This window comes from Pseudomonas benzopyrenica (genome assembly GCF_036884265.1).
Classification (GTDB): Bacteria; Pseudomonadota; Gammaproteobacteria; order Pseudomonadales; family Pseudomonadaceae; genus Chryseomonas; species Chryseomonas benzopyrenica.
Window position 1 is genome coordinate 3,029,326 of sequence record NZ_CP145723.1, and the last position, 20,742, is coordinate 3,050,067.

The following is a 20,742-nucleotide window of genomic DNA, read 5'->3' on the forward strand; positions in this document are numbered from 1 at the left end:
AGTGGCAGGGATTGGCCAAGGTGAGACGCGGGATGCCTGACCCCGCCCGCACAAGGACTCGCAGTAATGGCCACGAATGAGGGCAGCACTCTGGACAGCCTGACCGCACCCAAGGTACGCCTGCTGCTGGTAGACGATCAGTTGATCATCATCGAAGCCCTGCGGCGGATGATCGCGGATCAGCCCGATATCGAGCTGCATTACTGCCTGGATGCCCACCAGGCGGTCAACATGGCCCTGCAACTCAAGCCCACGGTGGTCTTGCAGGACCTGATCATGCCCGAGATCGACGGCCTGGAAACGGTCCGACGGTTCCGTGCCGAGCCGGGGCTGCGCGACGTGCCCATCGTGGTGCTTTCCTCCAAGGAAGATCCCCAGGTCAAGGCGCAGAGTTTCGCCACCGGCGCCAACGACTATCTGGTCAAGCTGCCCGACAAGCTGGAGCTGTTGGCGCGGGTGCGCTACCACTCCGAGGCCCATGTCCTGCGCGCCCAGCGCGACGAAGCCTTTCGCTTCCTGCGCGAGAGCCAGCGCCAGCTCGCCGAGGCCAATATCCAGCTGCAGAAGCTGGTGGCCATCGACAGCCTCACCGGCATCAACAACCGGCGTCATTTCGACCAGACCTACGAAGGCGAATGGCTGCGTGCCCGGCGCAATCGCCAGCCGCTCGCCCTGCTGCTGTGCGACGTCGACCACTTCAAGCGCTACAACGACACCTATGGTCATCTCAGCGGCGATCTCTGCCTGAAGAAGGTGGCGGCGGTGCTCACCGAACAGCTCAAGCGCCCGGCCGACCTGGTGGCCCGCTACGGTGGCGAAGAATTCGCCATGGTATTGCCGGAAACCGATGCCGAAGGCGCGCGCAAGGTCGCCGAAGGCTGTCGCGCAGGGGTCGAGCGGCTACAGGTCGCCCACTCCGGCAGCGACCTGGGCTTCGTCACCATCTCCATTGGCGTCGGCAGCATCCAGCCGCAAAGCGGCGACGATCATGAAGCCTTTATCGAACGCACCGACCAGGCGCTGTACCAGGCCAAGGCCGAAGGCCGCAACCGGGTGCATCTGGTCGAGGGCAGCGGCAAGGACCTTCCAGCCTAGGGACGCGGCGGCACCGACCTAGAAGCTGCGACTGACCAGGCGATCACGCCCCTCTGCCTTGGCCTGATAGAGCAGGTCGTCGGCGGCCTTGAGTAGACCGTTCGGGGTCTGCTCGGGGGTCGGATTGCAGCAGGCCAGGCCCATGCTCATGGTCAACCAGAGGCGATCCTCGGCCAGCGGATGGGCGATGCGCAGTTCGGCGATGCCCTGCCGACAGCGTTCCAGCACCGCTTCCGCGGCCGTGCGCGAGGCGCCGGGTAGCAAGAGCACGAATTCCTCGCCGCCGTAGCGCGCCAGGCAATCGCGCTCGCGGATGCGCCGCTCCAGCACCTGGGCGACCCGCGCCAGGGCCTGATCCCCGGCGCCATGGCCATGGGTATCGTTGTACTGCTTGAAATAGTCGATATCGAGCATGGCGATGGCCAGGGCGCCGCGCCGGCTGACCGCCAGCTGCCACTCGATGGTCAGCTGCTCGTCGAAGCGGCGGCGATTGCCCACGGCGGTCAGCGGATCCATGTGCGCCAGCTGTTCGAGCAGCCGCCGCTGGCGGGCCAGTTGCAGGTGCAGCCGCACCCGCGCCAGCACCGCCAGCGGATTGAAGGGTTTCTGGATGAAGTCGCTGGCGCCCAGTTCGAAACACTCCACCTCGCGATGCAGGTCGTTGGCCGCGGTGATGAAGATCACCGGGATGGCGCTGGTCTCGGCGCGGCGCTTGAACAGCTGGATCAGCTGCAGGCCGTCGATGCCGGGCATCACCACGTCCAGCAGGATCAGATCGGGGTGTTCGCGGGCGGCCTTGGTCAGGGCCTGGACCCCGCTCTTGGCCAGCATGATGCGCGCCTCATCGCGCAGCAGGTCGCCGAGGACACGCAGGTTGCTCTTCTGATCGTCGACGATGAGGATCAATGGCAGGTCGGGACGACGCCCCTCCATGGGCAGTTATCCCGACCGTTGTCCGGCCTGCCTCACCCGCCGCAGCAGATCCGCGGTGGCATCGGCGGCATGCTCGAACTCGACGTCATTGACCCACTCACGGATGCGCACCAGATCGGCGCTGTGGGGGGTGCTCACGCAGGCGCGCAGCAAGAGGTCGAGCAGTTCCTCGGCGGCGAAGTCCGACGTCTGCAGCAGTCCGACCAGGCGTTCGAGCAGGGCCTCCAGTTCCTCGACGGTGGCTTCCTCGTCACCCGCGACCTCGACCAGGATCTCGTCGAGGGACGCCAGGCAGCGCTCGGCTTCGGCGTGCAGGCGGCGCACGTCCTCGCCGATGGGCTGGGCGAGGCGGATCCGGTTGGTCAGGCGTTGCGCTGCTTCCTGCAGGGCGATGGCACCGACATAGGCGGCGGTGGCCTGCAGGCCATGGGCGCACTCGAACAACGCGGTGACATCGTCCGCTGCCCGCCAGGCAGCGATCCGCCCCGGCAGTTCGGCCTGTTGCACGCGGAAATCCCGCATCAATTGCTCATAGAGTTCGGCGCTGCCACGCAGCAGGCGCAACGCCGACTCGGGTTCGAGCGCCGCACTGGCACGGGCACGCGCCAGCACGCCGGCCTCCTTGATCTCGACCACCTCCTCCACCGCCTTGCGCTCGGCGCGCTGCAGCTGTTCGAGGTTGGCCCAGGCGGCGATGATGCGAAACAGCTCGGCGGGATCGAGCGGCTTCACCAGGTGATCGTTCATGCCGGCCTCCAGGCAGCGCTCCCGATCGCCCGGCAGGCCGTTGGCGGTCATGGCGATGACCGGCAGCCCGGCCAGCGCCGGGCGGGTGCGCAATTCGCGGGTGGCCGACAGGCCGTCCAGGCGCGGCATATGGACGTCCATCAGCACCAGGTCATAGCGCTGCCGTTCCAGCTGGTCCAGCGCGGCCTGGCCGTCTTCAGCCACCTCGATGAGGATGCCGCTGCCCTGCAGGAAGCCGATGACCACCTGGCGATTGATGGCGTTGTCGTCCACCAGCAGCAGGCGAATGCCCTGCAGATCCACCACGCTCTGGCCCACCGTCGGGGCGGCGACCGGCGCCAATCCCAGACCGGCCAGCAACCGCTGTACCGCGGGACCGGTGACGGGCTTGTCGAGGAGTTCCAGGCCGCCCAGGTCTTCGCCCAGGCTACGCACCTCTTCCGCCTCATAGGGCGAGGCCAGCAGGGTCAACGCCAGCTCCGGCTGCCGGGCCCGCAGCTGACGCGCCAAGGCCAGACCGTCTTCGGCGCCCAGGCGCCAGTCGACGATGGCCAGCTCGAAGACCGACGTGGCCATGGCCGCCAGGGCCTGCTGGGTGGATTCCGCTTCCACCACCTGCATGCCCAGTTCGCGCAGGCGCTGCCCCAGGGTCCGCCGGGCCAGGCCGTGGTCGTCCACCAGCAGGACCTGCCGGGAGGTCTGGCTGAGCGGCCGCTCGGGCTCGCCCACCACCGGCAGGGTCAGGCGCAGGGTGAAACAGGAGCCCCGCCCGGCTTCGCTGTGGACCTCCAGGGTGCCACCCATGAGCTCGGTGAGCTGGCGGGAGATCGCCAGGCCCAGGCCGGTACCGCCATAGCGGCGGCTGATGGAGCCATCCGCCTGGGTGAAGGGTTGGAAGAGTTGCGCCTGCTGGGCTTCGGTCAGACCGATGCCGGTGTCTTCCACCGCCAGGCTGAAATGGGCGCGACCGGCTTCGCAGACGGCGCCGACGCGAACCAGCACATGGCCTCGCTCGGTGAACTTGACCGCATTGCTCAGCAGATTGACCAACACCTGCTGCAGGCGCAGCGGATCGCCTTCCAGCGCCAGGGGAATGTCCGGACCGCAATCCAGCACCAGCTCTACGCCCTTCTCGTGGGCCTTGAGCGCACAGAGGTTGAGGGTACGTTCGAGCACCTTGGCCAGGTTGAAGCCCAGCTGTTCGAGTTGGGTACCGCCGGCCTCGTTGCGCGAATAGTCGAGGACGTCATTGATCACGCCCAGCAGGGTCTCGCCGGAGTCGAGGATCTTGCCGACGTGACCACGCTGTTCGCTGGACAGCCGCGTGCCCAGGGTCAGGCGACTGAGGCCGATCACCGCGTTGAGCGGGGTGCGGATCTCGTGGCTCATGGTCGCCAGGAACAGCGACTTGGCCGCCGCCGCCTCCTCGGCGCGAATGCGCGCCTGGTCCAGCTCACGGGTGCGTTCGCCGACGCGCTGCTCCAGGGTCTCGTAGATCTGCGCGTGCTCCAGGGAGATCGCCGCCTGGGTGGCCAGGATCCCCAGCACCTGCAGGCGACCCGGGGTGAAGGCCTGGGCCAGCAGGTTGTTTTCCAGATAGAGGATGCCGATCAGGCGACCCTGGCGCAGGATCGGCAGGCAGCAGACCGAACGCGGCCGGCGCGCGCGGATATAGGCGTCGCGGACGAAGCGGCCGGCGCGGGCGGCGTCATCGAGAATCACCGGTTCGCGCTGCCGGATCACCTGGGACACCAGGGTCAGGGGCACCAGGCTTTCGCCGGACTCCTGTTCGTTCAGGGACAGCGGCAGGCTCTGCAATACCTGAGGCTCGGCCGCGCCGCTGCAGACCGAGGCCTGCACCAGCCAGCGACCGCCTTCGGGCAACAGCAGCAAACCGTGCTGGGCACCGCCCTCCTCCAGGATGATGCGCATCATCCGCGCCAGCAGCTGGTCCAGCGCCAGTTCGTTGGAGATGGTCTGCAGCGACTTGAGCACCGACAGCCAGTCCAGCCGCATCATCTCGCTGGTGGATTGGCCCTGGGTGCGCTGCACGGTCAGGGCATTGGTCTCGGCGGCGCGCAGCCAATGCGGGAATTCGTTTTCCAGCGCCTGGGCCTTGGCCACGGCGCCCCAGTGCAGATAGCTGCGCTGGGCATCCTGCAGGTAGGTCCGGGCGATCCGCGGACGCTGTTGTTCCAGCCAGAACCGCCCATAGAGTTCCTCGACCAGCGCCGCGCCCTGGCGGAAGCCATGCAGCCGCGCGGATTCCAGGGCCTGCTCGTAGAGGTCCATGGCGGCCTCGACGCGGCCCTCGCGGCGCGCCCGCTCGGCCGCCACCAGATCGCGCTTGTGGGCGAAATTTTCCGGGCAGTGCGCCGCCCAGCCGCTCAACCGCTCCTGGGCGGCCTCGATCTTGGCCAGCGCCTCGCCCGCCAGTTCGCCCTCGGCGAGCAGGATCAACGCCTGGTAGAAGGCGTGCTCGGCGATGCTGAACCAGCCAAAGCTCGCCGCCAGCGAAGCCTCCATGGCCTCGGCGTGCTGCCGTGCCTGGGGCAGTCGGCGAAACAGCAGCGCCGCCTGCATCTTGTTGAAGTCGTAGTAGTTCAGACAGAGGACATGACCGCTGTCCTGCATCTGCCGCACCAACGCCGCTTCGTCCTGGCCCTCCTCGTCCCAGGTCGCCTGACCCGGGGTGAGGCCCTGCAGCAGGCGCAGCGACTGGCGCAGGATGGTGAAGATCTCCAGGGTATTGGGATCGCCGACCCCCAACAGGATCCGCTCGATCTCCGCGGTTTCCCCCAGGATGTCGTCGAGCGGCGCGCCGGCGTGCTGCAGGTGCTTGAGAATGTGGAAGGCGCTGTAGGCGGTGAAGATGACGTCGCCGGTACGCTGACCGGCCGCCAGGGCCTCGCGCAGCAGGGCGACATTGTCCGCGATGGGGGTCGACCAGGGACTGTTGGTCACCGCGAACATGGTGTAGACCTTGCACTTGAGCGGCAGATTGCCGGTGCGATCCACCAGGTCGACGGCCAGCCGCCCGACCTGGTAACCCAGTTCGTAGCGGCCATGGAAGGCTGACAGCAACGAGCCGTAGTTGGCGTAGCCGAAGGGCGAGAGATCGCCATTGCCGTACCGGATCGACAGCTTGACGATACGCATGACCGCCAGCAGGCTCATGGGCAGGTCGACGTTGATCGCCGGGCCCCAGAGCAGGCCCAACAGGCGGATCAGCAACTGGGCACGCGGGTCTTCCATGCGCGGCAGGTCGAGCAGCGCCACGGGATGGCGCTCGGCGAGCCAGGCCTCGACCTCGGCGCTGTCGCTGCCGATGGCCTGATTGATATCGTCCGGTGCCTCTGGCCAGGGCTCGCCCAGCACCTGGATGCCGGCCTTGGCCACGGCCAGGGCTTCGGTGAAACGCCCGAGGCCGCTGTAGAGGTCGATCTGCAGGGCGCGGACCCCGGCTTCTTCGAAGGTGGTACGGGCGCGTGGCAGCAGCAGTTCGCAGATGCGCAGGGCTTCGTTGGCATCGCCACAAAGGTGCGCGACCTCGGCCCATTCCCGATGCAGCTGGAACAGCAGCACATGGCGGGCCTCCCAGGCGCCGGCGTCGATCAGGGCGACCGCCGTGCGCAAAAAGGCCTGGGCGGCCGGATAGGCGTTGGCCTGGCGCGCCTTGCGCGCGGCGTCCAGATTGAGCTCCAGCAGCTGCAGCCGCTCGGCGGCCGTCTCGATCAGCGCCAGGGCCAGATTGAGGTGACTGACCGCGTCCAGCCGCGCGGTGCTGCCTTCGGCGAGGTACAGCTGACCGGCGCGCAGGTGGACCCGCTCGCGCTCGGCAGGCGCCAGCAACGAGTGGGCGGCATGGCGCACCTGATCGTGCAGGAAGCTGTAGTGCGTGGGCGTGTGCTCGCCCACCTGGCCGCCTTCGGGTTCGGTGAGCAGCCCCTCCTGTACCAGCGCCTGGCAGAGTCGGCGGATATCCGCCGGGGATTCCGCCATCAGCGCGGCGAGGCGGTCGCTGGAGAAATGAGTGCCCAGGCAGGCTGCCCATTGCAGCAACTGCGAGGTGGCGGTCGGCAGGTCCTTGAGCTTGCCGACCATGAAATCGACGACGTTGTCGTAGACGTCCAGTGCCTGGAGCCGGGCCAGCTCCCAATGCCACTGGCCGGTCTCGCCGTCGAATTCCAGCAGGCCTTCCTGTTGCAGACTGCGCAGCAGCTGTTCGATGAAGAAGGGATTGCCGAGGGTCTTGTCCAGACAGAGCCCGGCCAGGGCCGCCTGGTCCGCGGCCGGCGCCGGCAGCAGTTCGGCGATCAGCCGCTCGATCTCCACCCGCGACAGGGGACCCAGCGACAGGGTGCGGATCAGGGCCGCGCCCAGCAGCCGCTCCAGGCCGCTGCCGGACAGTTGCTCTTCCCGCAGGGTCGCCACCAGCAGCAACGGACCCTGGTCGGCCCGGGCCAGCAGGCGCTCGATCAGTCGCAGCGACGCACTGTCGGCCCATTGCAGATCGTCCAGCCACAGCAGCAGCGGACGGGTATCCGCGGCAAAGGCCAGCAGCAGCGCGATCACGGCTTCGTCGAAGCGCTGCTCGGCCTGCTGCGGCGGCAATTCGGCCACTGGCGGCTGGGGACCGAGCCAGGCGGCCAGCTCCGGGGACACTTCGGTCAGCACCCCGGCGTTGCCGCCCAGGGCCTCGACCAGGCGAGCGGCGAAGGGCTCCCCCAGGGTCTGGCCGATTTCCACCAGTTCGCGCAGCGCCTGGCGCAGGGCGCCATAGGGCACGCCGCTGCCAAGGGTCTCGAACTTGCCATGGGCGAGCAGCACCCGCTCGCCCTGGCGGCGGACGAAGGCCTGCACCAGCGCCGACTTGCCCACCCCAGAAGGGCCGCTGACGAAGACGGCTTCGATCCGGCCCAGGGTCGCCCGCGCCAGCGCCTCTTCCAGCAGCCGCAGGGGGGCTCCGCGGCCCTGTAGGGTGCGTACCGGTACCAGTCGCGCGGGCGGATCCTGCTCGCCCAGGGCGAAGGGGCTGCGTTCACCGGCCTGATGGGCCGCCTGGCAGCGCTGCAGATCGCGCAGGATGCCGAAGCAGCCCTGATAGCGCTCTTCGGCGGCCTTGGCCATGAGCTTGTCCACCAGCGCCGCCAGCATGGGCGGTACCGTCGGCACCCGCTCGACCAGCGAGGGCGCGCGCATCGCCAGGTGCGCGTGCACCAGTTCCAGGGGGTCCTGGGCGCGAAACGGCGGCTCGCCCGCGAGCATCTCGTAGAAGGTCACGCCCAGGGCATAGAAGTCGCTGCGATAGTCCTGGTGACGCCCGGTCCGGCCGCTCTGCTCCGGCGCCAGATAGGTCAGCGAGCCCTCCAGGCGGGCGTCGCCGCCCTTGACGCCACCAAAGACGGTGGCGATGCCCAGATCGGTCAGGCGCAGACTGCCCGTGGTGCAGTTGCAGACGATGTTGCGCGGATTGAGGTCGTTGTGGGCGATGCGCAGCCGGTGCAGCCGGGCCAGGGCGCGGACGATGGCCAGCGCCCAGTCGAAGAAGTCGTCCAGCGCTAGCGGCCCGGCGGCGAGCAGCTCGGCCAGGTCGGTACCGCCGATGTCTTCGAGTACCAGCACCTGGCGGCCCTGGAATTCCAGCAGTTCCAGGGCCGCGCTCACCGCGCCGCTGGCGCTGGCGCGCCGGGTCAGCTCGAATTCGTGGCGCAACCCGGCCTGGGCCTGGGGCGTCGGATAGTCGGCGGCCAGCTGCTTGAGGATCACCGGCTGACCATCGGCCAGGCGCGTGCCGCGGTAGATCAGGGCATGGCGACTTTCGCTCACCTGCGTCTTGCAGCTATAGCCTGGAATCCTCAACACCGCGCTCGCCTCGATCCTCGGCCAACCGGGCACACCGGGTCAGCACCTCAACTATTTCCGTTGCCTTGCTAAAGTCCCAAGGGAACTTTTCGATAAAGTGATATTACCTTAGCCATCACTTGGCATTCGTCCACTGGTGCAACAATTTGCACACTTCGGAGCAATAGGCATGGAAGCTCTCCCTTCTGTCCGCAAGATCGCTATTTTGGGTGGCGGCGTGTCCGCCGTCACCGCCGCCTTTCGTATTACGAGCGAGCCCAACTGGCAGGAACGCTATCAGCTCACCCTCTACCAGCAGGGCTGGCGACTCGGCGGCAAGGGCGCCAGCGGGCGCAACGCCGAAGACCACCAGCGCATCGAGGAACACGGCATCCATGTCTGGTTCGGCTTCTACTACAACGCCTTCCATAGCCTGAGGCAGTGTTACGAGGAGCTGGACCGCCCTGCCGGCGCGCCCCTGGCGACCCTCGACCAGGCCTTCTTCCCGCATTCCCATACCGCCTTCGCCGACGACTTCCAAGATCAATGGACCACCTGGCCCATCGACACCCTGGCCCTGCCCGGCAAGCCCGGCGAAGGCTGGAACCCCAAGCCGTTCATGGGCGCCCTCGGCGATCTGCTGGAGTGGCTGCTGCGCCTGGGCGAGGTGGACGATACCCCGCCGACCGCCGCGCCGACCGGCCTGTTCGCCCGCCTGCGTGCGCACTGCCGCGAGGAATTGCAGGAGCTGGCCCTGGACGAAGCCGAGCGGCACCTGCAGCGCGCACGCACGGAATTGCCCGACGGCGTCGATCATCCGTTGCTGCTGTGGCTCCTGCGCAAGGCACGCAGCCTCCTAGGCGAGATCCTGCACGAACGCAGCCAGACCCAGGTCGGCGCTCACCGGTTGTGGCTGCTGATGGATTTCGGCCTGACGGTACTTATCGGCATGCTCGCCGACGAGGTCTATTCCAAGGGCTTCGAGATGCTCAACGCGGAAACCTTCCAGGCCTGGCTGAGCCGCCATGGCGCTAGCGCCGCGACCCTGGACGGCGCCGTGCTCAAGTCGCTGCATGGCGGCATCTTCGCCTATCGCGACGGCGATCTCGCCCAACCCGATGTCGAGGCCGGCACCGTGCTGCGGGCGGCGCTGCTGGCCCTGACCACGTCGAAGGGCTCCTTCATCTGGCGCATGCAGGCAGGCATGGGCGACGTGGTCTTCGCGCCCTACTACGAGGTGCTGGCCAAGCGAGGCGTGAACTTCAAGTTCTTCCATCAGGTGACCGGTATCGAGGCCGCCGACGAGGGCCAGGGACCGCGGGTGACCCGCCTGCAGATCCAGCGCCAGGTATCGCTCAAGCAGGAGCCCTACCAGCCCCTGGTGGACGTCAAGGGCCTGCCCTGCTGGCCTTCGGCGCCGCTGTACGCGCAGATCTCCGACGACGTCGCCCAGCGGTTGCAGGAGCAGCACATCAATCTGGAGTCCAACTGGAGCGGCTGGTCGGGCGTTGAACAACTGGAACTGCAGGTCGACCGCGACTTCGACGAGGTGATCCTGGGTATTTCCGTCGCCGGTCTGGCCGCTCTCTCCCCCAGCCTCTGCGCCCTGGATCCGGCCTTCGTCCAGATGACCCGGGCCGTCGCTACCGTGGCTACCCAGGCGGTGCAGCTCTGGCAGGATCGCGACGTCTGGCAACTGGGCTGGACCGGCTCGCCCCAAGGCGGCCAGGCGCCGGAACTGCTCGGCTTCGCCGCCCAGGCGATGGATTCCTGGGCCGACGTCAGCTATCTGGTGGCGCGCGAAGACTGGTCGAGCGGCACCCCGCCCCAGGACATCAGCTACTTCTGCGGCGTCTTCGCTGCCGACGCCGCGCCGCCCATCGGCACGCAGAACGACTATCCCGCGCGCCAGGCGGCCCGGGTGCACCAGGCCTTCATCGACTTCATGAACGGCAACCTGCGCGACTACTGGCCGGACGCCGGGACCGACCAGGGCTATCACTGGGAATACCTGCTGGCTCCCGCCACGGTCAGCGGCGTGGCGCGCTTCGACTATCAATACTGGCGCGCCAACGTCGACCCCAGCGAACGCTATGTGCAGAGCGTGGCCGGCAGCAGTCGCTATCGCCTGGCGACCGACGGCAGCGTCTGCCGCAACCTCTATCTGACCGGTGACTGGATCCACAACGGCTTCAACATGGGCTGCGTGGAATCGGCGACCCTATCCGGCCTGCAGACCGCTCGTGCCGTCCTCGGCCACCGCGAGATCCTGCCCGGCGAGGACGCCTTCCAGTGACGCCACCGCCTGGGCCGTCGCGTAGACAGCGCAGCGGTCCACGGCGGGCGGATAGGCGGGTTGGTCGCCATCCAGGTAGTTCAACAGCTCGGGGGCCTGATTCCACTCGGCGGCCTCCCGGTACAGCTTGCGCAATTCCAGGCGAATCCAGCCATCCATGAGACGCACGCCCAGCTCCTCGATGCCCAGGCCATGTCCTTCGATCACCTCGCGATCGGCCTCGGTGAGGGGATAGTGCGGCGGATAGAAGTCAGCCAGGCTGACCAGCAACTTGACCGAGAAGCCACGCGGATCGGCCAGCAGCGCGCCCAGCTCGGCGAACAGTGTCGCCTCCTCCACCAGCGCCTGGGCGAACATCAGCCGATACAGGGTGATGTTGAGAAACAGCTGACCCACCGCGTTTTCCGCGCGGGCGTCCTCCTGATGCAGGGCGAAACCGGCCAGGATGGAGGCATTGTGCGCCCGGTACCAATGGCGCGGCGTGGGATCGGCGATAAAGGTCAACCAGCAGCGCGTCGGATAGGGCGCCTGGTCGCCTGGCAGCTGGTGAGTCGCCAGGCAGCCCGCCAACTCGGACAGGTAGATGAAGTGCAGATTGACGTTGCGCCACCAGGCGCTGCCCGTCACCGGATCCAGGACGCCAGCCTGGATTTCCCAGTCGAGAAAGGCCAGTTCCGAGTCGCCATAACTCAGACCATCGTTATCGGCGTCGCCGAAGCTCCTGTAGAAATCTTCACGGACCGCCCGCCGCCTGGCGGGCAGATTCTCGATCTGGCTACAGAGTTCGGTGGTCGCGGCGACGGCGTCTTCGTAGGTATACATGGCGTCCTTGCTCTGATTGTCGACATCCTGCGCGATCATGGCGTAATGGCATCGTCGGCTTCCACGCGCAATAGGCTGAACGCACTAGAAGAGCGTTCCAGCGGACGCCCCTCCAGACGCCAGTCCCCCTTGAGCGGATCACCGCTGCGGGCGATGACCACCACCGGTCGCACCTGGCGATAGTCGGACAGTTTGCGTTGGGGCAGCATGGCGTCGCCGTCATCCAGCCGCACCCGGCGGGGCAGATCGGCGACCCGCAGCCGCCGTACCGCCAGCGGCGGGCCGGGCTGATCCACCGCCAGCGCCAGCACGAAGACACTGTCCTCGGGCCGCACCCGCTGCGCCACCGCGGGCGCCAGACTGACCTCCACCTCCAGCCCCGGCGTGGTCGGCACCTGACCGGCGGCCCGCGCCGCGCGCTCCGCCCGGGCGACCCCTTCGGCCAGGGTGCCGCGCAGGGGATCGGCCGGCGGCAGCACGGCGACCAGGCGCTGCCAGTAGCCTGCCGCATCGGCGTAGGCGCCCCGCTCGTAGGCGGCCATGCCCAGCAGTCCCAGGGTGGTGGGCTCGCCGGGATTGGCGGCCAGGGCTTCGTCGGCCAGCGCCTGGGTGCGGGCATCCAGCGTGCGGCCCGCGGCGAAGAAACGGGCCTGGGCCAGTTGGCCGAGGACCTCCGCGCGCCGGCCATCACGCGAGATGACCTGTTCGAAGGCCGCTACCGCCGCCTGGTAGTGGCCCAGGCCGGCATAGGCACGCGCCAGCAGATACCAGTTGTCGGCCGCCTGGGGTTGCAGGCGCGTCGCCGCTTCCAGATCGGCCAGCAGCGCCTGGGGCGACGCTGGCGGCGTAGCGAGGCGCTGGCTCAGCTGCAGCGCCGGCCAGGCGCCAAGCAGCAGATAGAGCCCCAGGGCCAGGACCGGGCCGCCCAGGGCGACCGCGACACCCAGGCGCCGGCCCTGGCGCAGCGGCGAAGAACCCTCGGCAGGACTGTCGGCGAGCAGGCTGCGGCCCGCCTCGGCTTCGGCCAGCGCCAGGGCCTGGATGTCCAGCTCCCCCCGTGCGGCCCGCGCCCGGGCATCGGCCAGGCGTCCCTGATAGAGGGTACGATTGAGCACCGCCCGCTGATCCGCCATGACACGTCCACCGCGCAGCAGCGGCACCAGCAGGATCAGCACCGCCAGGATCAGCAGCAATCCCGCCAGCCCCCAGAAGGTCGGCATCACGGCTCCTCCTCCGCCTGCAGCTGCGCCAGTCGCTGGCGTTCGGCGTCACTCAGCGTCTGCTCCGGGCGGCGGCGCCGCGTCAGGACCAACAACAGCCCGGCCCCAGCCAGCAGTGCCAAGCCCGGCAGCAGCCAGAGCAGCAGGGTGCGGCCCTCGAAGGGCGGCCGGTAGCGGATGAATTCGCCGTAGCGCTGCTCCAAGTGGGCGATGATCTCCTCATCGCTCCGCCCGGCCGCCATCAGGCGCTGGATCTCGCGACGCAGATCGCCGGCGATGGGCGCATTGGAATCGGCCAGGTCCTGGTTCTGGCACTTGGGACAGCGCAGTTCGCGGGTCAGCGCCTGGAAGCGCGCGCGTTCGGCGTCGTCGCGAAAGCCATAGGGGTCGATGGCCGCCTGGCTCAGGGTCGACCAGACCAGCAACAGGAGCAGCCAGCCGACCCTCATGGCGTCGCCACCAGGGCTCGGTAGCGCGGCCCGAGGTCTGCGTCCCAGACGCGCTGATCGACCACCCCGACATGGCGATAGCGCACCACACCGCGGGCATCGATGAGAAAGGTCTCCGGCGCGCCATAGACACCCAGGTCCAGCCCCAGCCGGCCTTCGTCGTCACGTATATCGAGCTGGTAGGGATCGTGGAATTCCGCCAGCCAGCGGCGGGCGCTGACCTGATCGTCCTTGTAGTTGATGCCATGGATCACCACGCCCTCGGCCTTGAGTCGAGTGAGCACCGGATGCTCTTCCCGGCAGGCCACGCACCAGGTGCCCCAGACATTGACCAGCGCCGGGCGGCCGAGCAGATCCTGCCGGGTGAACAGCCGCGCGTCCTGCACGCCCGGCAAGGAAAACGCCGGAAAGGGCTGGCCGACCAGCGCCGAAGGCAGCGCCTGGGGATCGCGATGGAGCCCGCGAAAGAGCAAGCCGGCCAGCACCAGAAAGGCCAACAGTGGCAGGCAGAGCAACAGGCGACGGCGCATCAGGCGGACTCCGTGGCAGCGACAGGGGAAGACGAGCGCCGACGGCGATAGCGCGGATCGGCCAGGGCCAGCAGGCCACCCAAGGCGGTGAGCAGGCCGCCGAGCCAGATCAGCCGGACGAAGGGCTTGATCTGCAGGCGCACGGCCCAGGCGCCCTGCCCCAGCGGCTCGCCGAGGGCCACATAGAGATCGCGGGTCAGGCCGGCATCGATGGCCGCTTCGGTCATGACCGCGCCACTGGCCAGATAGCGGCGCTTCTCCGGGGTCAGCAGGGCGATCACCCGCCCCTCACGCTCGACCTGCAGCAGCGCACGCTCGGCGGTGAAGTTCGGCCCTTGGTAATGCTGGGTGCCGGCGAAGCCGAAGCGATAGCCCTGCAGCTCGACATGCTCGCCCGGCGCCAGGCGCAGATCGCGTTGCACATCCAGCTGGCTGGCCAGCACCACGCCCAGGGCCAGCACCGCCAGGCCCAGGTGCGCCAGGTGCATGCCCCAGTAGCTGCGCGGCTGGCTGCGCAGGCCACGGCGCCAGCCCAGCGCCAGCACCTTGCCCAGCACATCGCGTAGCGCGGTCAGCAGGATCCAGGCCGCCAGCGCCAGCACCGCCAGGATTCCCGCCCTGGGCTGGTCCAGCCACCAACCGGCGAGTCCGGCGAGCACGGCGCAAGCCAGCAGGATGGGCGCCAGCAGGCGGGCCATCCAGCGCCCCGGGCTGCTTTTCCAGCGCACCAGCACCCCGACGCCCAGCGCCAGCATCAGCAGCGCCATCAGCGGCACGAACAGCAGGTCGAAATAGGGCGGCCCCACCGACAGCTTGGCACCCGTCAGGCTGTCGATGATCAGCGGATAGAGGGTGCCGAGCAGCACCATGGCAGCGGCGGTCACCAGGATCAGGTTGTTGATCAACAGCAAGGCCTCACGGGAGGCCAGGCCAAAGGACGCCGAGCCGCCGAGCGCCGGTGCGCGCCAGGCGAACAGCGCCAGGGAGCCGCCGACCACCAGCAGCAGGAAGGCCAGGATGAAGACGCCGCGAGTGGGATCGCTGGCGAAGGCATGGACCGAGGTCAGCACCCCCGAGCGCACCAGAAAGGTCCCCAGCAGGCTAAGGGAAAAGGCAGCGATGGCCAGGAGCACCGTCCAGCCCTTGAACAGGCCGCGCTTCTCGGTCACCGCCAGGGAATGCAGGAGCGCCGTCCCTACCAGCCAGGGCATGAAGGAGGCGTTTTCCACCGGATCCCAGAACCACCAGCCTCCCCAGCCCAGTTCGTAATAGGCCCACCAGGAGCCCAACACGATGCCGCAGCTGAGAAAGGCCCAGGCCAGCAGCGTCCAGGGCCTGGCCCAGCGCGCCCAGGCAGCGTCCAGCCGACCTTCCAGCAGCGCTGCCACGGCGAAGGCGAAGGCCACCGAAAAGCCCACATAACCCATGTAGAGCAGGGGCGGATGCAGGATGAGACCCGGGTCCTGCAACAGCGGATTGAGATCGTTGCCCTCCCGCGGAAATTGCGGCAGCAGGCGCGCGAAGGGGTTGGAGGTGGCTACCAGGAAGGTCAGGAACCCCGTGGCCACCAGTCCGAGGATACCCAGCACCCGCGCCAGCAGGGCCTGGGGCAACTGGCGCGAGCAGACGGCCACCGCCAGGCTCCAGCCCGCCAGGATCAGCGCCCAGAGCAGCAGTGAGCCCTCGTGGGCGCCCCAGGTGGCGCTGACCTTGTAGTACCAGGGCAGGCGACTGTTGGAGTTGGCCGCCACATAGGCCACCGAGAAGTCGTCCTGGAGAAAGGCCCAGATCAGGGCCGCAAAGGCCAGCGCCAGGAACAGCCCCTGGCCAAAGGCGGCCGGGCGCGCCAGCCGCATCCAGTCGACCTGACCGCGCCAGGCGCCCAGCAGCGGCAAGGTGCCCTGCACCAGGGCCATGGCCAGCGCCAGCAGCAGACAGAGTTGCCCCAGTTCCGGGATCATGGCGCCGGCCTCGCGTCGTCCAGTGGCCGCCCGGCCTGGCGCAGTGCCTGGCTCACTTCGGGCGGCATGTATTTCTCGTCGTGCTTGGCGAGGATCTGGTCGGCCACCAGGCGGCCTTGGTCGTCGAGTCGGCCCAGGGCCACCACGCCCTGACCTTCGCGGAACAGATCCGGCAGGATGCCGGCATAGCTCACCCGCACCTCGCGCTGGAAGTCGGTGATGACGAAGCTCACCGCGAGGGAATCCGCGGCGCGCACCAGGCTGCCCTGCTCCACCATGCCGCCGGCACGGATGCGGGTGTCCCGCGGTGCCTCACCCTGGGCGATCTGGCTCGGGGTATAGAAGAGGTTGATGTTCTGCTGCAGGGCGCTGAGGGCCAGCGTCACTGCGCCCCCCACCCCCAGCAACAGCAGCAGGATCCACAGCAGCCGGCGACGACGAAGCGGATTCATGGCCGCCGCTCCCGTAGCCAGCGCTGGCGCAGATCCCGCTGCAGCCGGCGACGCGCCCGCCAGCCGTGCAGCAGCAGGCCGCCGAGGATGACCAGGGTCAGGCCGAAGGCCGGCCAGACATAGAGGCCATGACGCCCCATGCCAAAAGTTTGCGCCCAGTCCACGCCGCTCACGCGCCCTCCTCGCCCAACTCCAGGCGCACCCAGCGACTGCGCCATTCGCGCCTGAGCACCTCCAGGCGCATGCGCTGCAGCAACACGCCGGCAAAGAACAGATAGAACGCCAGCACCATCACCAGCAGCGGCAGCCACATGGCCGGTGGCATCGGCGGGCGCTCCACCAGGCTGAAGGTGGCCGGCTGATGCAGGGTGCTCCACCACTCCACCGAATACTTGATGATCGGCAGATTGACCGAGCCCACCAGCGCCAGGATGGCGCAGGCCCGGGCGGCGCTCTCGCGATGGTCGATGGCCTGCCCCAGGGCGATCACGCCCAGATAGAGAAACAGCAGCACCAGCATCGAGGTGAGCCGGGCGTCCCAGATCCACCAGGTGCCCCAGGTGGGAATGCCCCACAGCGACCCGGTAGCCAGGGCGATCACCGTCATCCAGGCGCCGATCGGCGCGGCCGCGCGCAGGGCCACGTCGGCCAGCTTGAGGCGCCAGACCAGGCCGACGGCTCCGGCGACCGCCAGCAGCAGATAGCAGGACTGCGCCAGAAAGGCGGCCGGCACATGCACATAGAGGATGCGAAAGCTGTCGCCCTGCTGGTAGTCCGGCGGCGCCAGGAACAGCCCCCACACCAGACCGACGGCCAGCAGCAGTCCGGCCAGCGCCAGGCAGGGCCGCTGCAGCCGACCGGCCAGGCGATAGAAGATGGCGGGAGAGCCCAGGCGGTGCAGCCAGGTCCAGTTCATGTCGTCCTCGTCATTGGGCCGCGCCGATGCGCAAGCCGGCGGCGACCGCCAGGGGCGCCAGGGTCAGGGCCAGCAGGGTCAGGCAGCCCAGCCAGAGCAGCAAGCCGGTCACCGGCAGACCCAGGCGCGCCGCGTCCAGGGTGCTGGCGCCCAGGATCAGCACCGGGATCTGCAGCGGCAGGTTGAGCAGCGCCAGCAGCAGCCCGCCACGAGCCAGGCCCACGGTCAGGGCCGCGCCGATGGCGCCGATCAGCGTGAGGGCCAGACTGCCCAGGGTCAGGGCCGCCAGGGTCGCCGGCAGGGCCGCGGCGGGCAGCCCCAGCATCAGCGCCAGCAGCGGCGTCAGGGCCACCAGGCCAAGGCCGGCGAAGCACCAGTGCACCAGCAGCTTGAGCAGTACCAGCAGCGGCAAGGGCTGGGGCGCCAGCAGCCAGAGTTCCAGGGAGCCGTCCTGCCATTCGCTGCGAAACAAGGCCTCCTGGCCCAGCAGCAAGGCCAGCAGCAAGGCGATCCACAGCAGTCCCGGCGCCAGGGCGGCCAGCTGCTGGCTATCGGGACCCAGCGCCAGGGGAAACAGGGTCACCACCAGGGCATGGAAGGCCAGGGGCGTGAGCCACAGCGCCGGACGGCGACAGGCCAGGCGCCCTTCGCGCCCGAGGATGGCCAGCCAGGCGCCGCTCATCGGCCACCGTCCAGCCAGAGCAGGCGATGCCCCTCGGGCAGGACCTCCAGCTCGCGATGACTGGTCAGCACCAGGGCGCCACCCGCGGCGCAATGCGCGCGCAAGCGCTCTTCCAGCTGGGTGCAGCTGGCGGCGTCGAGGGCGGTGAAGGGTTCGTCCAGCAACCAGAGTCGCGGCGGCGCGGGCAGGTGGAGACGGGCCAGGGCGACGCGGCGGCGCTGACCGGCCGAGAGCTGCCTGCAGGGCTCATCCGCCCAGTCGGCCAGACCCAGCGCCGCGAGGGCAGCCAGGCAGGCGGCCGGCGTGGTCGGGCGCCAGAGATTGGCCAGGCTGTAGAGATTTTCCAGCGCGGTCAGCCCCTCGGCGATCCCGGGTGCATGACCCAGCCAGAGCAGTTCCGCCGCCGCGGGTCGGCGCACCTCGCCCGCATCCGCCGGCAACAGTCCCGCCAGGATGCGCAGCAGGCTGGTCTTGCCGCTGCCGTTGACGCCACCGATCTGCAGCGACTCGCCTGCCGCCAGGCCTAGGCTCAGGTCGTCGAACAGCAGGCGACCGCCCCGTTCGCAACGGAGCGCGACGGCGTCGAGCAGGGGCTGATTCAAGACAGGCGATCTCACGGCACTAAAGTCGGTCGGGCGCTGGCCGTTAACCCGGCACACGCCCTTGAAGGCGCACCATTATACACAGGCGATTCCACCGGACCTGCCCGATGCCCCCCATCTCCGCGATCCCACCCAGCGTCGGCGTCACGCCCGCCCTGCCCGTCCGGGCCGCGGCGGCGCAGGCGTCGGATGCCGGCGCGCAGATCCTGCAGGCCCTGCAATCCCTCGATGACCTGATACCGCCCGGCAGCACGGCCACCGCCGAGGTGCTCGCCACCCGGCCAGCCGGCCAGAATTTCCAGTTCCTGCTGCAGCTGCAGCTGGCCCAGGGCGGCAGCGTCCTGCTCACCACCCAGAGTCCGACCAATAACCTGCCGGTGGGCAGCCAGCTGCTGGTGAGCACCCTGGGTTCCACCCAGCTGGCGGTGCTGCTGCAGAGCCTGGAAGGCGACGCCCCGCCACCACCGCTGCAGCAACTGGACCTGCGCCAGCTGCCGGTGGGGACCACCCTGCAGTTACGGGTGCTGAGCAGCCTGCTGCAACAGCAGCCCGGCGCAGCACCCACCTACGAGGTGATCGCCAAGGCCCTGAGCTCCAACCTCGAAGGCCGCCAGCTCAAGCTGGAATCGCCCCGTCCGGTACCGGTGGGCAGCCTGCTGACCGTGGTGATCAAGGACCGCCAGGAGGTCACGGTGCTGCCCATGGCGCAGCGCCTCGACCAGCTCGACATCGACCGCCAGCTGCAGGGCCAGGGCCAACGCCAGCTGTCGATGAACGCCCTGCTGCAATGGCTGGAGGACGTTCCCGAAGCAGACCTGCCGCCCTCGGTGGGCGCCGCGCTCAAGGCGCTGCTGGCCAATCTGGAGCACACCGAGGCGCTTACCACGGCCCAGGGCTGGACCCGCGCCCTGGCCCGTAGCGGCCTGCAACTGGAGCAGCAACTGCTGGAGCGCGGCGGTCCCGATCTCCAGGAAGACTTCAAGGCCAACCTGCTGCGCCTGGTGGATCGACTGCTGGCCAGCGTACCGGGCGATGCCCTGCGCAATCCCCAGGTCGCGGCCCAGGCCGCCCAGCAGAATCTCCCCGACGCCCTGCGCCGGGCCCTGGGCGGCGCCGCCACTGCCAGTCGCCAACCCACCGCCCTGGACTTTCCCCTGGGCGAACGCGACGGTCGCGGCCTCAGCGCCGCCAACGCCGAACTCGACGAATTGCTGCAACTGGCCACCGGCGTCATCGCCCGCCTGCAGACCCACCAGCTCGCCAGCCTGGCCCAGACCCAGGTCCTGCCGGACGGCTACTACCTCTCCACCTGGCAGACCGAGATTCCCTGGCGCGATGGCGAGCGCCTCGGTGCGGTGCAGGTACGCTTCCAGGAGGAACGACCGCCGCCGGATACCCGCGGCGAAGCCCGCGACAGCCTGTGGAAGGTGGAACTGGCCTTCGACCTGGCACCGCTCGGCCCGCTGCAGGTCAGGGCACAGCTGGCCAGCGGCCGGCTGTCGAGCGAGTTCTGGGCGGAAAAAGGCGCCACCGCGACGCTGATCGATACCGAATTGCCCCATCTGCGCGACCGCCTGCTGGCCGCCGGCTTCGTGGTCGGCGACCTCAGCAGCCGCCAGGGCCGCCCTGCGCGCCATCCGCGCACCTCTCTCGAACAACGTTGGATCGACGATACCGCATGAGCACGTCCGCCCCCCGCCAGGCCATCGCGTTGTCCTATGACGGCAGCAGTGCACCCATCCTGTCTGCCAAGGGCGACGCCGAACTGGCCGAACTCATCCTGGCCACGGCCCGCGAGCATGAGGTGCCCATCTACGAGAACGCCGACCTGGTGCGCATCCTGGCACGCCTGGAGCTGGGCGCGGAAATCCCCGAGGCGCTCTATCGCACCCTGGCGGAAATCATCGCCTTCGCCTGGCACCTCAAGGGCAAGTGCCCAGCGCATCTGGCCGACCAACCGGATCTGTCGCCGGGTTGGGAAAGGATGCCGTAGGAATCGGTCCTCACGGTCATGGCGGTCCGCCGATGCGGCCTGGCCTGTAGGAGCGGCCCATGGCCGCGATCTGCCGTGTAGCCTGGATAACGGCGCAGCCTTATCCACCCTTCGAGACGGCCTGCCCGTGGAAAACGCTATGCGGTTTTCCACGCTACGGCTGATCGCGATCTTGCCGCGGCTGATGGAGATGAACGCCC

Annotated in this window: 16 protein-coding genes; 4 read left to right on the top strand and 12 right to left on the bottom strand. The window is 68.7% G+C overall.

The window, feature by feature from the left end; all coding sequences use genetic code 11:
• Positions 1-66 precede the first annotated feature (66 nt).
• Positions 67-1,095: a GGDEF domain-containing response regulator gene (locus tag V6W80_RS14280; RefSeq protein WP_017642242.1), complete on the top strand. Its 1,029-nt coding sequence runs from the start codon at positions 67-69 to the stop codon at positions 1,093-1,095.
• A gap of 18 nt (positions 1,096-1,113) precedes the next feature.
• Here the strand turns inward: V6W80_RS14280 and V6W80_RS14285 are convergent, their stop codons facing one another.
• Positions 1,114-2,028 (bottom strand): diguanylate cyclase domain-containing protein, encoded by a 915-nt coding sequence (locus tag V6W80_RS14285; protein ID WP_338544602.1) that lies wholly within the window; start codon positions 2,026-2,028, stop codon positions 1,114-1,116.
• 6 nt (positions 2,029-2,034) lie between these two features.
• Positions 2,035-8,604, bottom strand: a complete 6,570-nt coding sequence (locus V6W80_RS14290) for a response regulator (RefSeq protein WP_338544603.1) — start codon at positions 8,602-8,604, stop codon at positions 2,035-2,037.
• 205 nt (positions 8,605-8,809) lie between these two features.
• Between V6W80_RS14290 and V6W80_RS14295 the strand changes: the two genes are divergently transcribed.
• Positions 8,810-10,915 (top strand): NAD(P)-binding protein, encoded by a 2,106-nt coding sequence (locus tag V6W80_RS14295; RefSeq protein ID WP_338544604.1) that lies wholly within the window; start codon positions 8,810-8,812, stop codon positions 10,913-10,915.
• Here the strand turns inward: V6W80_RS14295 and V6W80_RS14300 are convergent.
• The 10 genes from V6W80_RS14300 to ccmA are packed head-to-tail and all read right to left on the bottom strand — an operon-like array spanning position 10,841 to position 18,549.
• Entirely contained in the window at positions 10,841-11,776 is a 936-nt protein-coding gene (locus tag V6W80_RS14300; protein WP_160924506.1) for a hypothetical protein, read from the bottom strand. The two genes, V6W80_RS14295 and V6W80_RS14300, sit on opposite strands and share 75 nt — an antisense overlap.
• Positions 11,773-12,957 (bottom strand): c-type cytochrome biogenesis protein CcmI, encoded by a 1,185-nt coding sequence (ccmI, locus tag V6W80_RS14305; RefSeq protein WP_338544605.1) that lies wholly within the window; start codon positions 12,955-12,957, stop codon positions 11,773-11,775. Before ccmI ends, V6W80_RS14300 begins: the two co-directional genes overlap by 4 nt.
• On the bottom strand, positions 12,957-13,406 hold the full coding sequence (locus V6W80_RS14310; RefSeq protein WP_017642237.1) for a cytochrome c-type biogenesis protein: 450 nt from the start codon (positions 13,404-13,406) through the stop codon (positions 12,957-12,959). Before V6W80_RS14310 ends, ccmI begins: the two co-directional genes overlap by 1 nt.
• Positions 13,403-13,936 (bottom strand): DsbE family thiol:disulfide interchange protein, encoded by a 534-nt coding sequence (locus V6W80_RS14315; protein ID WP_338544607.1) that lies wholly within the window; start codon positions 13,934-13,936, stop codon positions 13,403-13,405. The genes V6W80_RS14310 and V6W80_RS14315 overlap by 4 nt, the downstream gene beginning before the upstream one ends.
• Positions 13,936-15,897 carry a heme lyase CcmF/NrfE family subunit gene (locus V6W80_RS14320; RefSeq protein ID WP_338544608.1) on the bottom strand — a complete coding sequence of 654 codons (1,962 nt, stop codon included), beginning with the start codon at positions 15,895-15,897 and terminating at the stop codon, positions 13,936-13,938. Before V6W80_RS14320 ends, V6W80_RS14315 begins: the two co-directional genes overlap by 1 nt.
• Positions 15,894-16,349, bottom strand: coding sequence for a cytochrome c maturation protein CcmE (gene ccmE / locus V6W80_RS14325; protein ID WP_338544609.1), 456 nt, complete (start codon positions 16,347-16,349; stop codon positions 15,894-15,896). Before ccmE ends, V6W80_RS14320 begins: the two co-directional genes overlap by 4 nt.
• Positions 16,346-16,522 carry a heme exporter protein CcmD gene (gene ccmD, locus V6W80_RS14330; protein WP_338544610.1) on the bottom strand — a complete coding sequence of 59 codons (177 nt, stop codon included), beginning with the start codon at positions 16,520-16,522 and terminating at the stop codon, positions 16,346-16,348. Before ccmD ends, ccmE begins: the two co-directional genes overlap by 4 nt.
• Complete coding sequence (locus V6W80_RS14335; RefSeq protein ID WP_338544611.1) at positions 16,519-17,265, bottom strand: heme ABC transporter permease; 747 nt, start codon at positions 17,263-17,265, stop codon at positions 16,519-16,521. Before V6W80_RS14335 ends, ccmD begins: the two co-directional genes overlap by 4 nt.
• 10 nt (positions 17,266-17,275) lie before the next feature.
• Entirely contained in the window at positions 17,276-17,947 is a 672-nt protein-coding gene (gene ccmB, locus V6W80_RS14340; RefSeq protein ID WP_231354887.1) for a heme exporter protein CcmB, read from the bottom strand.
• A complete protein-coding gene (gene ccmA, locus V6W80_RS14345; RefSeq protein ID WP_064308937.1) occupies positions 17,944-18,549 on the bottom strand; it encodes a cytochrome c biogenesis heme-transporting ATPase CcmA in 606 nt (201 codons plus the stop codon). Before ccmA ends, ccmB begins: the two co-directional genes overlap by 4 nt.
• Before the next feature lie 107 nt (positions 18,550-18,656).
• On the opposite strand from ccmA, the gene V6W80_RS14350 reads away from it, so the two are divergent.
• Positions 18,657-20,231, top strand: coding sequence for a flagellar hook-length control protein FliK (locus tag V6W80_RS14350; protein ID WP_338544612.1), 1,575 nt, complete (start codon positions 18,657-18,659; stop codon positions 20,229-20,231).
• Positions 20,228-20,542, top strand: a complete 315-nt coding sequence (locus V6W80_RS14355; protein WP_295460947.1) for an EscU/YscU/HrcU family type III secretion system export apparatus switch protein — start codon at positions 20,228-20,230, stop codon at positions 20,540-20,542. The genes V6W80_RS14350 and V6W80_RS14355 overlap by 4 nt, the downstream gene beginning before the upstream one ends.
• Positions 20,543-20,742: the final 200 nt, after the last annotated feature.